General features: G+C 63.9%; 17 protein-coding genes. 16 read left to right on the plus strand and 1 reads right to left on the minus strand.

The window, feature by feature from the left end; all coding sequences use genetic code 11:
- Positions 1 to 18: 18 nt before the first annotated feature.
- Positions 19 to 507 carry an SH3 domain-containing protein gene (locus HGI46_RS03775; protein ID WP_118074077.1) on the plus strand — a complete coding sequence of 163 codons (489 nt, stop codon included), beginning with the start codon at positions 19 to 21 and terminating at the stop codon, positions 505 to 507.
- A gap of 89 nt (positions 508 to 596) precedes the next feature.
- Here the strand turns inward: HGI46_RS03775 and HGI46_RS03780 are convergent, their stop codons facing one another.
- A complete protein-coding gene (locus tag HGI46_RS03780; RefSeq protein ID WP_168903185.1) occupies positions 597 to 1,793 on the minus strand; it encodes an acetyl-CoA C-acyltransferase in 1,197 nt (398 codons plus the stop codon).
- 127 nt (positions 1,794 to 1,920) lie between these two features.
- Between HGI46_RS03780 and HGI46_RS03785 the strand changes: the two genes are divergently transcribed.
- From HGI46_RS03785 to nuoK, 15 genes are all read left to right on the plus strand, one after another.
- Complete coding sequence (locus HGI46_RS03785; protein WP_168903186.1) at positions 1,921 to 2,706, plus strand: A24 family peptidase; 786 nt, start codon at positions 1,921 to 1,923, stop codon at positions 2,704 to 2,706.
- Positions 2,707 to 2,730: 24 nt separating this feature from the next.
- Positions 2,731 to 4,164 carry a coniferyl aldehyde dehydrogenase gene (locus HGI46_RS03790; protein ID WP_168903187.1) on the plus strand — a complete coding sequence of 478 codons (1,434 nt, stop codon included), beginning with the start codon at positions 2,731 to 2,733 and terminating at the stop codon, positions 4,162 to 4,164.
- Between the two features lie 161 nt (positions 4,165 to 4,325).
- On the plus strand, positions 4,326 to 4,700 hold the full coding sequence (locus HGI46_RS03795; RefSeq protein ID WP_039331365.1) for an NADH-quinone oxidoreductase subunit A: 375 nt from the start codon (positions 4,326 to 4,328) through the stop codon (positions 4,698 to 4,700).
- A 5-nt stretch (positions 4,701 to 4,705) separates the two neighbouring features.
- A complete protein-coding gene (locus HGI46_RS03800) occupies positions 4,706 to 5,251 on the plus strand; it encodes an NADH-quinone oxidoreductase subunit B (protein WP_118074794.1) in 546 nt (181 codons plus the stop codon).
- 13 nt (positions 5,252 to 5,264) lie between these two features.
- Positions 5,265 to 6,095, plus strand: coding sequence for an NADH-quinone oxidoreductase subunit C (locus HGI46_RS03805; RefSeq protein ID WP_168903188.1), 831 nt, complete (start codon positions 5,265 to 5,267; stop codon positions 6,093 to 6,095).
- Positions 6,092 to 7,303: an NADH-quinone oxidoreductase subunit D gene (locus tag HGI46_RS03810; protein WP_168903189.1), complete on the plus strand. Its 1,212-nt coding sequence runs from the start codon at positions 6,092 to 6,094 to the stop codon at positions 7,301 to 7,303. The genes HGI46_RS03805 and HGI46_RS03810 overlap by 4 nt, the downstream gene beginning before the upstream one ends.
- Positions 7,300 to 7,650, plus strand: a complete 351-nt coding sequence (locus HGI46_RS03815) for a nuclear transport factor 2 family protein (protein ID WP_168903190.1) — start codon at positions 7,300 to 7,302, stop codon at positions 7,648 to 7,650. The genes HGI46_RS03810 and HGI46_RS03815 overlap by 4 nt, the downstream gene beginning before the upstream one ends.
- Positions 7,647 to 7,844, plus strand: coding sequence for a hypothetical protein (locus HGI46_RS03820; RefSeq protein WP_118074069.1), 198 nt, complete (start codon positions 7,647 to 7,649; stop codon positions 7,842 to 7,844). Before HGI46_RS03815 ends, HGI46_RS03820 begins: the two co-directional genes overlap by 4 nt.
- Entirely contained in the window at positions 7,837 to 8,505 is a 669-nt protein-coding gene (locus tag HGI46_RS03825; RefSeq protein ID WP_168903191.1) for an NAD(P)H-dependent oxidoreductase subunit E, read from the plus strand. The genes HGI46_RS03820 and HGI46_RS03825 overlap by 8 nt, the downstream gene beginning before the upstream one ends.
- A gap of 1 nt (position 8,506) precedes the next feature.
- A complete protein-coding gene (nuoF, locus tag HGI46_RS03830; RefSeq protein WP_118074067.1) occupies positions 8,507 to 9,802 on the plus strand; it encodes an NADH-quinone oxidoreductase subunit NuoF in 1,296 nt (431 codons plus the stop codon).
- Complete coding sequence (nuoG, locus tag HGI46_RS03835) at positions 9,802 to 11,811, plus strand: NADH-quinone oxidoreductase subunit NuoG (RefSeq protein ID WP_168903192.1); 2,010 nt, start codon at positions 9,802 to 9,804, stop codon at positions 11,809 to 11,811. Before nuoF ends, nuoG begins: the two co-directional genes overlap by 1 nt.
- A complete protein-coding gene (gene nuoH / locus HGI46_RS03840; protein ID WP_168903193.1) occupies positions 11,808 to 12,851 on the plus strand; it encodes an NADH-quinone oxidoreductase subunit NuoH in 1,044 nt (347 codons plus the stop codon). Before nuoG ends, nuoH begins: the two co-directional genes overlap by 4 nt.
- The gene (gene nuoI / locus HGI46_RS03845) at positions 12,848 to 13,333 is read left to right on the plus strand and encodes an NADH-quinone oxidoreductase subunit NuoI (protein ID WP_118074064.1); all 486 of its coding nucleotides are present in this window, start codon (positions 12,848 to 12,850) and stop codon (positions 13,331 to 13,333) included. Before nuoH ends, nuoI begins: the two co-directional genes overlap by 4 nt.
- Before the next feature lie 12 nt (positions 13,334 to 13,345).
- Positions 13,346 to 13,963, plus strand: a complete 618-nt coding sequence (locus tag HGI46_RS03850; protein ID WP_168903194.1) for an NADH-quinone oxidoreductase subunit J — start codon at positions 13,346 to 13,348, stop codon at positions 13,961 to 13,963.
- Positions 13,963 to 14,268 (plus strand): NADH-quinone oxidoreductase subunit NuoK, encoded by a 306-nt coding sequence (gene nuoK, locus HGI46_RS03855; RefSeq protein WP_011445933.1) that lies wholly within the window; start codon positions 13,963 to 13,965, stop codon positions 14,266 to 14,268. The genes HGI46_RS03850 and nuoK overlap by 1 nt, the downstream gene beginning before the upstream one ends.
- The last annotated feature ends 3 nt before the right edge of the window (positions 14,269 to 14,271 follow it).

The raw sequence follows: 14,271 nt of genomic DNA on the forward strand, positions 1-14,271 counted from the left end.
TTTTGCGACGGCTGGGACATGATCAAGAGCTACAGTCGTGCCCCTGCTGCCATCCTTGCGTCAGTCGCCTGCGCCCTGCTTGCGCCGACAGCCGTTGCGCAGGACGCAGACGCGGGCGTGCCGTACTGGGTATCGACCCGCAAGGACACTGCGAACATGCGCGTGGGCCCGGGTCGGGAATATCGGATCAACTGGACCTACACCCGCAAGGGCGTGCCCATGAAAGTGTTGCGCGTGATGGGGGGCTGGCGTCTGGTCGAGGATCCCGATGGCGCGCGGGGCTGGATGCTGGCGCAGTTCCTGAGCAGGGACCAGACCGGTATCGTCAAGGGCTCGATCACCGGCCTGCGCGAAAACAAAGACGGATCAGGGCGTCTGCTCTGGCGCGTGGCCCCCGGAGTCATGGGCAAGATCGGCGATTGCAAGGCTGGCTGGTGCAGCTTCGACGTTGACGGTCGCAAAGGCTTTATCAAGGCGACAGCGGTGTGGGGTGCGGGCAAGCCCTGACGGCGATGGCCGGTTCGTGATGCGAAAAGACCCCGGCCTTGCGGTCGGGGTCTTTCGTTGTTCCGGGCGTTGTGCCGGACTGTTGCGGATCAGACCAGTTCGATGGCCAGGGCCGTCGCTTCACCGCCGCCGATGCAGAGGCTGGCAACGCCCTTGGTCTTGCCATGCTTCTTGAGCGCGGCGATCAGCGTGGTGACGATGCGGGTGCCCGACGCGCCAATGGGATGGCCGAGTGCCGTTGCGCCGCCATGGACGTTGATCTTCTCGTGCGGGATGCCGAGGTCGTGCATCGCGAACATGGCAACGCAGGCGAAGGCTTCGTTGACTTCGAACAGGTCGACATCGGCGATCGACCATGCGGCCTTGTCGAGAACCTTCTGGATCGCGCCGACCGGGGCAGTGGTGAAGTCCTTCGGTTCCTGCGCGTGGGCGGCAAGCGCGATGACCTTTGCGACAGGGGCGAGGCCCGCAGCCTTGGCAGTGCTCTCACGGGCGAGGACAACTGCTGCCGCACCGTCTGAGATCGACGAGGAGGTGGCGGCGGTGATCGTGCCGTCCTTGGCAAAGGCGGGCTTGAGCGACGGGATCTTGTCAGGACGGCCCTTGCCGGGTGCCTCGTCGGTGTCGACGGTGACTTCGCCGGCGCGCGTCTTCACGGTGACCGGGGCGATCTCGTCCTTGAAAGTCCCGTCCGCAACAGCCGTCTGGGCGCGGCGCAGGGACTCCACGGTGTAGGTGTCCTGCTGTTCGCGTGTCAGCTGATAGGCGTTGGCGGTGTCCTGCGCGAAGGTGCCCATGGCGCGGCCAGCCTCGTAGGCGTCTTCCAGACCGTCGAGGAACATGTGGTCATAGGCCGTGTCGTGGCCGATGCGCGCGCCCGAGCGGTGCTTCTTGAGAAGGTACGGCGCATTGGTCATCGATTCCATGCCGCCGGCGACGACGACATCGACGCTGCCCGCAGCCAGCGCTTCGGCGCCCATGATGATGGTCTGCATGCCCGAGCCGCAAACCTTGTTGACCGTGGTTGCCTGGACCGACTTGGGAAGACCGGCCTTGATGGCCGCCTGGCGGGCAGGAGCCTGACCAAGGCCTGCCGGAAGCACGCAGCCCATGTAGATACGGTCGATGCCATCGGGCGAGACGCCTGCGCGCTCGACCGCAGCCTTGACGGCGGTGGCGCCGAGATCGGTGGCAGAAACGTCTGCCAAGGCTCCCTGCATCGCGCCCATCGGGGTGCGGGCATAGGACAGGATGACGACGGGATCGGCTGACGAGAACTGTGCCATGTCTTGACTGACCTTTGCATTTGGCCCTTGTGTCTGGGCGCTGATGCGCGGGCTTGTGTGCTCCCGCGTTCATCTGCGTACATAGTGCTGCACTGCAGCGAACGCAAATGGGGCATTGGTCGAACAGATGCTGGAACCTGCATTTTCGAGCCTGCCTGCAGGCGTTCCGCTGGTCGGTTCGGCCATTCTGGGCGCAATTTTCGGGAGTTTTCTGGGCGCTGCTCTGGAACGGTTGCCGTCGGGCCGTTCGATCGTGAGCGGCCGGTCGGCTTGCGAAGGGTGCGGCAAGGCTCTGACGGTGGTCGAGCTGGTTCCGGTCCTGTCGTGGCTGGTGCAGGCGGGGCGTTGCCGGACCTGCGGCTCCCGGATCGGCGGATGGCAACTGGCCTGCGAACTGGGCGGCGCGGGCATCGGCGTGGCATCACTACTGCTTGCGCGCGATGGGCTGGCGCTCGCCGCGATGCTGCTGGGGTGGCAGTTGCTGCTGCTGGCTTTGCTCGACTTGAGGCACTTGTGGCTGCCGCGGCTGCTGGTCGGCTGGCTGGCGGCTAGCGGGCTGCTCGTTGCGGTCGCGCGGGCGAGGGTGACCGACGACGCCGGGGTGATCGGAACAGCCCTTGCCGGGGGCGTGCTGGGTTATGCAATGCTGTGGCTGATCGCGCGGTTCTATCTCAAGGCTCGTGGGCGCGAGGGGATGGGCTCGGGCGATCCGCCGCTGCTTGGCGCCATCGGGCTCTGGCTGGGGCCGCTCGGCGTGGTCGAGACCATGCTTGGCGCGAGCATCATCGGCATTGCGGCGGCTATTGTCATGCTTGTCAGCAAGCGTAAGATCGATGCCGACACGGCCCTGCCGCTGGGGACCTGCCTTGCCGCTACGGCATGGCTGCTCTTCCTGCTGCAGGGACCAGGCTGAGAACGATTCGGGGAGCGGGGCGACATGTTCAAGGAAACGGCGCGCGACGAGATGATGACTGCGCTGGGCAAGCAGCGCGAGGCGTTCACGGCAGCGCGGCCCGAGCCGCTGGCCACGCGCAATGACCGTTTGGAGCGGTGCGCCAGAATGCTGCTGGCACATGGGGAGGACTTCGCCCGGGCTATGAGCGCCGACTTTGGCCATCGCAGCCACGAGCAGTCGATGCTGACCGACATCATGCCTTCGATCAGCCTGATCCGCTATTCGCAGAAGCGCATGAAGGCGTGGAGCAAGCCTGAGAAGCGCCACGTCAACTTCCCGCTGAACCTGCTTGGGGCGCGGGCCGAGGTGCGGTACGAGCCCAAGGGTGTGATCGGCATCGTAGCGCCGTGGAATTTTCCGGTGGGGCTGACGATGGGGCCGCTGGCGCAGGCCTTCGCGGCAGGCAACCGAGCGATGCTGAAGCCCAGCGAGTTTACCGAGCGGACCTCGGAACTGATGGCCGAGCTATTTCCGAAGTTCTTCGGCGAGGAGGAGGTAGCGGTGATCCTTGGGGGACCGCAGACGGGGCAGGACTTCTGCTCGCTGCCGTTTGACCACCTGCTGTTCACCGGGGCGACCTCGATTGGCAAGCATGTGTTGCATGCGGCGGCCGACAATCTGGTGCCGGTGACGCTGGAACTGGGCGGCAAGTCGCCGACCATTCTCGGTCGCAGTGCCGACGTTGCCAAGGCGGCGGAGCGGATCGCGCTGGGCAAGATGATGAACGCCGGGCAGATCTGCCTTGCACCAGACTACATGCTTGTGCCCGAGGAGCTCGAGCACAAGGCCATCGGCGCGGTGCAGGCAAGCGTGGCGCAGATGTACCCGACGCTTCTGGCGAATGATGACTACACCTCGGTCATCAACCGGCGGCACCGTGACCGGTTGGCGGGCCTTGTCGATGATGCCGTTGCCAAGGGGGCCGAGGCGATTGTCGTCAATCCGGGGAACGAGAACTTCGAGGGATCGAACGGCAACAAGCTGCCGCTGACGATCCTGCGCAACGTCAGTGACGACATGAAGGTCATGCAGGACGAGATCTTCGGGCCGGTGCTGCCGGTGAAGACCTATTCCCGGATCGAACAGGCCATCGACTATATCAATGCGCATGACCGTCCGCTGGGGCTTTATTACTTCGGCGAGGATGCGGCCGAGCGAGAGGCAGTGCTGACCCGGACGATCTCGGGCGGGGTTACCGTCAATGATGTTATTTTTCATGTCTCGGCCGATGACCTGCCGTTCGGCGGGGTGGGGCCTTCGGGCATGGGCAGCTACCACGGCGTGGAAGGCTTCCGTTCGTTCAGCCATGCCCGCGCAGTCTATAGCCAGCCGAAGATTGACCTTGCCAAGATTGCGGGCCTCAAGCCGCCTTATGGTGCTGCCACGGCGCGCACGCTCAAGATGCAGCTGAAGTAAGCAAGGCTTACGAATGGCACGGCGGCGCATCTGCGTCGCCCCGCGGTGCAAGACGGGGAAAAGGGCGGGCAATTCCGCCCTTAGTGCAATCCACCCCACTTGCGTACGGGCGCGGTCGGGACTAGGGCGCAGGCGAACCTGCAGCTTCGCGAGTCAGCCCTTTGGTCGATCTGTCTCAATACCTGCCGATCCTGATCTTCCTCGGGATCGCATTGGCGCTTTCTTCCGCATTCGTGTTCCTGCCGATGGGCGTGTCGCGCCTGACCGGCGCTCACAATCCCACCGCGGAAAAGCTCAGCGAGTATGAATGCGGCTTCCCCGCGTTCGAAGACCCGCGCAGCCAGTTCGACGTACGGTTCTATCTCGTCGCGATCCTGTTCATTATCTTCGATCTCGAAGCCGCGTTCCTGTTTCCCTGGGCCGTCAGCCTGAAGGAAACCGGTTGGGCCGGGTGGACGACCATGATGGTCTTCCTCGGCGAACTGGTGATCGGCTTCATCTACGCCTGGAAGAAGGGCGCGCTGGACTGGGAATGAGCAACATGGCCACTAACCCGCTCGTTACTGCCAATGCCGGTGCCGTGACGGCGCCGGACCAGGCGTTTTTCGACAGCCTCAATGCCGAGGTGAATGACAAGGGCTTCCTCGTCACCAGCACCGAGGAACTGTTCCAGTGGGCCCGTACCGGCTCGCTGTGGTGGATGACCTTCGGCCTTGCCTGCTGCGCGGTCGAGATGATCCACGTCAACATGCCGCGCTATGACATGGAGCGCTTCGGCGTTGCCCCGCGTGCTTCGCCGCGCCAGTCGGACGTGATGATCGTGGCCGGCACGCTGTGCAACAAGATGGCCCCGGCGCTGCGCAAGGTCTACGACCAGATGTCGGACCCGAAGTACGTGATCTCGATGGGGTCGTGCGCCAATGGCGGCGGCTATTATCACTACAGCTATTCGGTGGTGCGTGGCTGTGACCGCATCGTGCCCGTGGACATCTATGTCCCCGGCTGTCCGCCGACCGCCGAGGCGCTGCTCTATGGCGTGATGCAGCTGCAGCGGAAGATCCGCCGCGCCGGCACGATCGAGCGCTGAGGAGCAAGGGATTATGACCGTTCTCCACTCCGCGCCGCGCTGGTCCTCGAACGAGGGTGTGAAGGAAGCGCTGGCGGCTTCGCTGGGCGCGATGCTGGTCTCGGCTGACGAGGAGCATGGCGAAATCCTGCTCACCGTTGCGCGCGACAGCGTCGAGGATGCCCTGCGCCTGCTCCGTGACAATCACGAATACCAGCAGCTGATGGACATCGCGGGCGTCGACTACCCGCAGCGGGCTGAACGTTTCGACGTGTGCTACTGCCTGCTGTCGGTGACGAAGAACCACCGCGTGATCGTCAAGACCTCGACCGACGAGGCGACGCCGGTGCCGACCGTGACGACGCTCTGGCCGAACGCCGGCTGGTACGAGCGCGAAGTCTACGACATGTTTGGCGTGTTGTTCGCGGGCAATTCGGACCTTCGCCGCATCCTCACCGACTATGGTTTCCAGGGGCATCCGTTCCGCAAGGACTTCCCGCTGACCGGCTATGTCGAGCTGCGCTATTCGGAAGAAGACAAGCGCGTGGTCTATGAGCCGGTGCAGCTGGCGCAGGACCTCCGCCAATTCGACTTCATGAGCCCGTGGGAAGGCGCGGACTACGTGCTGCCGGGCGACGAGAAGGCTGTTGTGCCACCGGCAAACCCAGCGCCTGCTCCTGTCGCTACGCCCACGACGACGGAAAAGCCTGCCGATACCGGTGCGGGCGAGAAGGCCAACGCCGAGGCTGCCAAGGCTGTGCCGCCTGCGGATTCGACCAAGGACGCGCCTGCCGCGCCTGAGCCGACCGAAGATCGTCCGGCTCGCAAGCCGCGCAAGAAGAAGACCGATGGAGAAGGCGCATGAGCCTGAGCCTCGAACAGTCGCCGACCACCGGCGACGAGGTCATCACCAACTACACGATCAACTTCGGGCCCCAGCACCCGGCGGCACACGGCGTGCTGCGCATGGTGATGGAGCTTGACGGCGAGATCATCGAGCGAATCGACCCGCACGTCGGCCTGCTCCATCGCGGCACCGAGAAGCTGATCGAGCACAAGACCTACCTGCAGGCGCTGCCGTATTTCGACCGGCTCGACTACTGCTCGCCGCTCGGCATGGAGCACTCCTACGTGCTCGCGGTAGAAAAGCTGCTGAACATCGAGGTTCCGCTGCGCGCCCAGTACCTGCGCGTGCTGTTCGCCGAGCTGACCCGCATCTGCAACCACATGCTCAACCTCGGGTCGCACGTCATGGACGTCGGCGCGATGACGCCGAACCTGTGGCTGTTCGAAATCCGCGAGGACTGCCTCAACTTCTTCGAACGCGCTTCGGGCGCGCGCATGCACTCGGCATGGTTCCGCCCCGGCGGCGTGCACCAGGACGTGCCGCTCAAGCTGCTGACCGACATCGCGGACTGGATCGACGAGCGTCTGTTCCCGCTGTTCGAAGACGCGATGAGCCTCGTCGTCGACAACCGCATCTTCAAGCAGCGCAATGTCGATATTGCCATCGTCTCGAAGGAAGATGCGCTGCGCTGGGGCTTCTCCGGCCCGATGATCCGTGGCTCGGGCATTCCGTGGGACCTGCGCAAGAGCCAGCCCTACGACGTCTATGACCGCATGGATTTTGCCGTGCCCGTGGGCACCAACGGCGATTGCTATGACCGCTTCATGGTCCGTGTCGAGGAAGTGCGCCAGTCGGCCCGCATCATGAAGCAGTGCATTGCGCAGATGCCCGAAGGCCCGGTGGCCAGCACCGACCGCAAGGTGGTGCCGCCCAAGCGCGCCGAGATGAAGCAGTCGATGGAAGCGCTGATCCATCACTTCAAGCTCTACACCGAAGGCTTCCACGTTCCGGCGGGCGAAGTCTACGTGGCAACCGAAAGCCCCAAGGGCGAATTCGGCGTCTATCTGATCTCGGACGGCTCGAACAAGCCCTACCGCTGCAAGATCCGCCCGACCGCATTCAGCCACCTCCAGGCAATGGACTTCATGAGCGTAGGCCACATGCTGCCCGACGTGACCGCGATCATCGGCGCGATCGACGTGGTGTTCGGGGAGTGTGACCGGTGAGCAATCTTGACACGGCCAAGGCGATGATCGCCGCCTACAACGCGCAGGACGTGGATACTTACGTCTCCTACATGACCGACGATGCCTGCGAGGCGAACTATCGTGGGGATGTGGTGCGTGAGGGCAAGGAGGGCACGCGCTCGGGCCTTGCTGCCGCGTTTGCGCGCTGGCCGCAGAACCATGCCGAGATCAAGGAAGCGCAGGCCATCGGCAACTACGTGCTGATGCGCGAGCATGTGACGCGCGGGCCCGCCACCGATGGTTCGGCGCTGGTCGAGCCGTTCGATGTGATCGCAGTCTATTCTTTCGAGGGCGACAAGTGCTCTCGGGTGGAGTTTATCCGGTGAAGTCCACGTTTGACCTCATGCGCCTGTGGGCCATGCTGACGGGCCTCGTGCTCGCCGCGTGGTACTTCGGCGAACTGTATCTCGGCGCGCAGGCGACCGAGACGCTGCCCATGCTGATCGCCGCCATCGGCGGGTTCGAGCTGTTCCACTATGCGCAGGATATCCTGATCAAGCGGGGGCGGACCAATGGCTGATCGCTTCATCGAACCGGACAGCCCCGAACTGCGCGCGCGCTGGGGTGGCTTTGAATGGACGGCGGAGAATGCCGAGCAGGCCAAGGTCATCGTCGGTCGTTATCCCGCGGGGCGTCAGCGCTCTGCGGTGATGCCGCTTCTCGATCTGGCGCAGCGCCAGGTGGGGGCGGAGCTGAACACGCAAGGCTGGCTGCCGATCCCGGTGATGGAATATGTCGCCAAGTACCTCGACATGCCGGTGATCCGCGTGGTCGAGGTGGCGACGTTCTACACGATGTACAACATCGCGCCGATCGGCCGTTTCCACGTGCAGGTCTGCGGCACTACGCCGTGCATGCTGCGCGGGTCTGACGACATCCTCGCCGCCTGCAAGGGCAAGGGCCTGAAGAAGGGCCACACCACGGCGGACGGCATGTTCACGCTGACCGAGGTCGAGTGCATGGGCAACTGCGCCTCTGCTCCCATGGTCCAGATCAACGACGACAACTACGAAGACCTCACCGCCGCCGACATGGAGCGCATCCTTGACGAGCTGGCCGCGGGCAAGCAGCCGAAGACCGGCACGCAGCTGCCGGGCCGTCATACGGTGGAACCGGCAGGTGCCTTGAGCAACCTGACGGCGATGGTCGATGCCAACCACGACTATCGAGGGGAGTGGTAAGATGGCCCTTCAGGACAAGGACCGCATCTTCACCAACGTCTACGGCTTCCAGCCGTGGAACCTCGCCGCTGCTCGTCAGCGCGGGGATTGGGACAACACCAAGGCCCTGATGGAGCGCGGGCAGGACGCGATCATCGAGGAAATCAAGGCTTCGGGCCTGCGCGGTCGTGGCGGTGCGGGCTTCCCCACCGGCATGAAGTGGTCGTTCATGCCCAAGGAATCGAAGGACGGCCGTCCCAGCTTCCTGGTGATCAACGCCGACGAGTCCGAGCCGGGTTCGTGCAAGGACCGCGAGATCATCCGCCACGATCCGCACAAGCTGATCGAGGGCGCGCTGATCGCGGGCTATGCGATGCGTGCGCGCGCCGCCTACATCTACATTCGCGGCGAATATATCCGCGAGGCCGAGACTCTGTTTGCCGCCGTGCAGGAGGCCTATGACGCCGGCCTTATCGGCAAGAACGCGAGCGGTTCGGGCTACGATTTCGACGTCTTCGTCCATCGCGGCGCGGGCGCCTACATCTGCGGCGAAGAGACCGCGATGATCGAGAGCCTCGAAGGCAAGAAGGGCCAGCCGCGTCTCAAGCCGCCGTTCCCGGCAGGCGCGGGCCTTTATGGCTGCCCGACCACGGTCAACAACGTGGAATCGATCGCGGTTGCGCCGACGATCCTGCGTCGCGGCGCTTCGTGGTTCTCCTCGTTCGGGCGCGAGAACAACAAGGGCACCAAGCTCTTCCAGATCAGCGGCCACGTGAACCGGCCCTGCGTGGTCGAGGAAGAGATGAGCATCCCGTTCAGCGAGCTGATCGAGAAGCACTGCGGCGGCATCCGTGGCGGCAAGGACAACCTGCTCGCCGTGATCCCCGGCGGCTCGTCGGTCCCGCTGGTTCCGGCGGCCGAAATCTGGGACGCGCCGATGGACTTCGATGGCCTTCGCGCGCTGGGTTCGGGCCTTGGCACCGCCGCTGTCATCGTCATGGACAAGTCGACCGACATCGTCCGCGCGATCAGCCGTCTGTCGTATTTCTACAAGCACGAAAGCTGCGGCCAGTGCACGCCGTGCCGCGAAGGAACGGGCTGGATGTGGCGCGTGATGGAACGCCTGCGCACGGGCGATGCGGATGTCGAGGAAATCGACATGCTGTTCAACGTGACCAAGCAGGTCGAAGGCCACACCATCTGTGCCCTGGGTGACGCGGCCGCTTGGCCGATCCAGGGCTTGATCCGCCACTTCCGCCCCGAAATCGAACGTCGCATCGCCGAACGTGCGGGCGATGTCCGGGAGGCAGCAGAATAATGCCCAAGGTCAAAGTCGACGGCGTAGAACTCGAGGTTCCGGCAGGCGCTACCGTCCTGCAGGCGTGCGAGCTGGCCGGCAAGGAAATCCCGCGCTTCTGCTATCACGAGCGGCTGAGCATTGCCGGAAACTGCCGCATGTGCCTGGTCGAAGTGAAGCCGGGGCCGCCCAAGCCGCAGGCTTCGTGCGCGCTTCCGGCCAGCGAAGGCCAGGAAATCCGCACGGATTCCGAGATGGTCAAGAAGGCGCGGGAAGGAGTGATGGAGTTTCTCCTTATCAATCACCCGCTCGACTGCCCGATCTGCGATCAGGGCGGCGAATGCGATCTGCAGGACCAGTCGGTCGCCTATGGCCGCGGCGCCTCGCGCTATCACGAGAACAAGCGCGCGGTGACCGAGAAGTACATGGGGCCGCTCATCAAGACGACGATGACGCGCTGCATCCATTGCACCCGCTGCGTCCGCTTCAGCGAGGAAGTGGCGGGCGTGGACGAGATCGGCGCGCTCTATCGCGGCGAGACGATGCAGATTTCCACCTATCTGGAAAAGGCTGCGGCGCACGAGCTTTCCGCCAACGTGATCGACCTTTGCCCGGTCGGCGCGCTGACTTCTCGCCCCTATGCGTTCGAAGCGCGTCCGTGGGAGCTGAAGAAGACGCTGTCGATTGACGTTTCGGACGCGATCGGCTCGAACGTGCGGCTCGACAGCCGTGGCCGTGAAGTGCTGCGCATCCTGCCACGCGTGAACGACGACGTGAACGAGGAATGGCTGTCCGACCGTGGCCGCTACATGGTCGACGGGCTGACCCGCCGCCGTCTCGACAAGCCGTGGCTACGCCGTGATGGCAAGCTGGTTGCGGCGACCTGGGCCGAGGCTTTCGAGGCCGTTGCGAGGATCAATCCGGGTTCGTCGGTGGCGGTGATCGCGGGCGATCTGGTCGATTGCGAGACGATGTTTGCGGCCAAGAAGCTGGCCGGAGCCCTGGGTTCCACGCTGCTCGAAGGCCGCCAGACCGGTCTTGCTTATGACACGTCGAACCTTGCGGCAGTGAATTTCAATTCGACGCTGGCTGGCATCGAGGATGCGGACGCCGTGCTGATCGTGGGGTCAATGATCCGCGACGAGGCGCCGCTGCTTAACACCCGCCTGCGCAAGGCGGTGAAGAAGGGCGCGAAGGTCTTCGTGGTCGGCCCGCAGTGGGACCCGACTTATCCGGCGACGTTCCTCGGTGACGATCTGGCGGTGCTGGGCAACCTGCCTGCCGAAGTCAGCGATGTGTTCGGTTCGGCGCTGAAGCCTGCGGTCATTCTGGGCGGCGCGGCACTGGGCAAGGGCGCGCTTGGCGCAGGTCTGGCCTTTGCCGAGCAGTTCAACCTCGTTCGTGAGGGCTGGAACGGCTTCAACGTCGTCCACATGGCCGCGAGCCGCATGGGCGGACTGATGCTCGGTTACGCTCAGGCCGGCGGCATTGCCGATCTGGTTGCGGCCAAGCCGAAGATGGTGATCTCGCTGGGCGCAGACGAGGTGGACTTTACGAAGTTTGCCGACAGCATGATCGTCCACATCGGCCATCATGGCGACAAGGCGGCGCATGCTGCCGACGTGATCCTGCCGGCCGCCGCGTTCAGCGAGAAGGACGGCACTTACGTCAACACCGAAGGCCGCGTGCAGTATGCCGAAAAGGCCGTGTTCGCGCCGGGCGATGCCCGCGAGGACTGGACGATCCTGCGCGCCATGGCCGATGCGCTGGGCGTTTCGGTCGGCTTCGACAGCTTCGAGCAGCTTCGTGCCGCGATGGTTGCCGAGGTTCCGGCGCTGGGTGTGGAAGGTCTGGCCGATTATGGCGCTCTGCCTGCCGCCCCTTCGGGTGCCAAGGCCGAGGGCGTGATTGCGGGCTATCCGATCAAGGACCGCTACCTGACCAACGCCATCGCCCGTTCCAGCCCGACGCTGCAGCGCTGCTCGGCGGAACTGCTGCATGGGGAAAGCTTCGCGGAGGCCGCGGAATGACCGAGTTCTTCATGGGTCTTGGCCTCTCGTACGAGTGGGCCTGGGGCATTGCCACCATCTGCGGGATCCTGCTGATCGCGTTTCCGCTGATGCTCGGCGTTGCCATGATCATCTATGCCGACCGCAAGATCTGGGCGGCGATGGCGCTGCGCAAGGGACCGAACGTGGTGGGTCCGCTGGGCCTGCTGCAGTCTTTTGCCGACGGTCTGAAGGTGTTCCTGCAGGAAACCATCATTCCTTCGGCCGCGAACAAGGGCCTGTTCCTGATCGCGCCTATCATCACCTTTACCGTCGCGCTGATGGCCTGGGCGGTGATCCCGTTCAATTCGGGCGCGGTGCTGGCCAACATCAACGTCGGCCTGCTCTACGTTCTGGCAATTTCGTCGCTGGGCGTTTACGGCGTGGTGATCGCGGGCTGGTCGTCGAACTCGAAGTACCCGTTCTTCTCGGCGATGCGCGCCTCGGCGCAGATGATCTCCTACGAAGTCTCGATCGGCTTCATCCTGATCTGCGTGGTGCTGTGGGCGGGGACGTTCAACCTGAACGACATCGTCAAGGCGCAACAAAGCCACGTCTGGATCATCAACGGCTTCGTCGCGAACCCGCTGCTGTTCCCGATGTGGGTGATGTTCCTGATCTCGGGCATGGCTGAAACCGCACGCGCACCGTTCGACCTGACCGAGGCGGAATCGGAACTGGTTGCGGGCTATCAGACCGAATACTCGTCGATGGCCTTTGCGCTCTACTGGCTGGGCGAATATGCCAACGTGCTGCTGATGTGCGCGCTGAACGCTGTGCTGTTCTGGGGCGGATACCTGCCGCCGCTCGACATTCCGGTGCTCTACCTCGTGCCGGGCTTCGTGTGGCTGCTGCTCAAGATCCTGTTCTTCTTCTTCATATTCAGCTGGGTGAAGGCGACCGTCCCGCGCTATCGCTATGACCAGCTGATGCGCCTGGGCTGGAAGATCTTCCTGCCCGTATCGCTGCTGTTCGTGTTGCTCGTCAGCGGCTACCTCATGGCTACCGGACACTTCGCATGACCGTCGGACAGCTCATCAAGAGCTTTACCCTTTGGGAGTTCGTGAAGGCGCACTGGCTGACCTTGAAGTATCTCTTCAAGCCCAAGGCGACGATCAACTACCCGTTCGAGAAGAACCCGCTTTCCCCGCGCTTCCGTGGTGAACATGCGCTGCGCCGTTATCCCAACGGCGAGGAGCGCTGCATCGCGTGCAAGCTGTGCGAGGCGGTGTGTCCGGCGCAGGCGATCACCATCGAGGCCGAACCGCGTGAGGACGGCAGCCGTCGCACCACGCGCTACGACATCGACATGACCAAGTGCATCTTCTGCGGCTTCTGCCAGGAAGCCTGCCCGGTCGATGCCATCGTCGAGGGGCCGAACTTCGAATACGCGACCGAAACGCGCGAAGAGCTGCTCTATGACAAGGCCAAGCTCCTTTCGAACGGGGACAAGTGGGAGCGGGCGATTGCCGCGAACCTTGAAGCCGATGCGCCGTATCGCTAGGGGGCCGCGCCAATGATTCAGGTATTTGCCTTCTATCTCTTTGCCACGCTCTGCATCTTCAGTGGTGCGGTGACGATCCTTGCGCGCAATCCGGTGCATTCGGTGCTCTGGCTGATCCTCGCGTTCTTCAACGCCGCCGGCCTGATGGTGCTGGTGGGCGCAGAGTTCATCGCGATGCTGCTGGTCATCGTCTATGTCGGCGCGGTCGCGGTGCTGTTCCTGTTCGTGGTGATGATGCTCGACATCGATTTTGCCGAACTGCGCGCCGGGTTCATCAAGAACTTCCCGCTCGGGCTGGCGCTGGCAGTCGTGCTGTTCGTCGAGCTGTTCGTCGGCCTTATCGTGCGTGGCGCGGGATCGGTGGCTCTGGGCAAGGCCGATGGTTCGGCTGCGCCTGTGGCCGAGGCCTCGAACATCGAGGCGATCGGTGCGCTGCTCTACAGCCGTTACCTGTTCCTGTTCGAAGCGGCGGGCATCGTGCTGCTGGTGGCAATGATCGGCGCGATCGTGCTGACGCATCGCCAGCGCACCGACACGCGCGGCCAGAACGTCTCGAAGCAGAACGCGCGTCGTCCGGAAGAGGCGACCGTCAATCTCCAGCCTGAGATCGGCAAGGGGGTCCAGATCTGATGATCGGCATCGAACACTATCTCGTCGTCAGCTCGATCCTGTTCGTATTGGGCGTGCTCGGCATCTTCCTCAACCGGAAGAACGTGATCATCATCCTGATGGCGATCGAACTGATCCTGCTTTCGGTGAACCTCAACCTCGTCGCGTTCAGCGCGTTCCTGCACGACCTTGTCGGCCAGGTCTTCGCGATGTTCGTGCTGACGGTGGCCGCGGGCGAAGCCGCGATCGGGCTTGCCATTCTCGTCATCTACTTCCGTGGCCGCGGCACGATCGCCGTCGACGATGTCAACCGGATGAAGGGCTGAACA

It is taken from the genome of Novosphingobium sp. ERW19, from assembly GCF_012641315.1.
Taxonomy (GTDB): Bacteria; Pseudomonadota; Alphaproteobacteria; order Sphingomonadales; family Sphingomonadaceae; genus Novosphingobium.

Coding starts and splice junctions, on each gene's coding strand:
- HGI46_RS03775 (WP_118074077.1), top strand. CDS start 19: ATGATCAAGAGCTACAGTCGTGCCCCTGCTGCCATCCTTGCGTCAGTC.
- HGI46_RS03780 (WP_168903185.1), bottom strand. CDS start 1,793: ATGGCACAGTTCTCGTCAGCCGATCCCGTCGTCATCCTGTCCTATGCC.
- HGI46_RS03785 (WP_168903186.1), top strand. CDS start 1,921: ATGCTGGAACCTGCATTTTCGAGCCTGCCTGCAGGCGTTCCGCTGGTC.
- HGI46_RS03790 (WP_168903187.1), top strand. CDS start 2,731: ATGTTCAAGGAAACGGCGCGCGACGAGATGATGACTGCGCTGGGCAAG.
- HGI46_RS03800 (WP_118074794.1), top strand. CDS start 4,706: ATGGCCACTAACCCGCTCGTTACTGCCAATGCCGGTGCCGTGACGGCG.
- HGI46_RS03805 (WP_168903188.1), top strand. CDS start 5,265: ATGACCGTTCTCCACTCCGCGCCGCGCTGGTCCTCGAACGAGGGTGTG.
- HGI46_RS03810 (WP_168903189.1), top strand. CDS start 6,092: ATGAGCCTGAGCCTCGAACAGTCGCCGACCACCGGCGACGAGGTCATC.
- HGI46_RS03825 (WP_168903191.1), top strand. CDS start 7,837: ATGGCTGATCGCTTCATCGAACCGGACAGCCCCGAACTGCGCGCGCGC.
- nuoF (WP_118074067.1), top strand. CDS start 8,507: ATGGCCCTTCAGGACAAGGACCGCATCTTCACCAACGTCTACGGCTTC.
- nuoG (WP_168903192.1), top strand. CDS start 9,802: ATGCCCAAGGTCAAAGTCGACGGCGTAGAACTCGAGGTTCCGGCAGGC.
- nuoH (WP_168903193.1), top strand. CDS start 11,808: ATGACCGAGTTCTTCATGGGTCTTGGCCTCTCGTACGAGTGGGCCTGG.
- nuoI (WP_118074064.1), top strand. CDS start 12,848: ATGACCGTCGGACAGCTCATCAAGAGCTTTACCCTTTGGGAGTTCGTG.
- HGI46_RS03850 (WP_168903194.1), top strand. CDS start 13,346: ATGATTCAGGTATTTGCCTTCTATCTCTTTGCCACGCTCTGCATCTTC.
- nuoK (WP_011445933.1), top strand. CDS start 13,963: ATGATCGGCATCGAACACTATCTCGTCGTCAGCTCGATCCTGTTCGTA.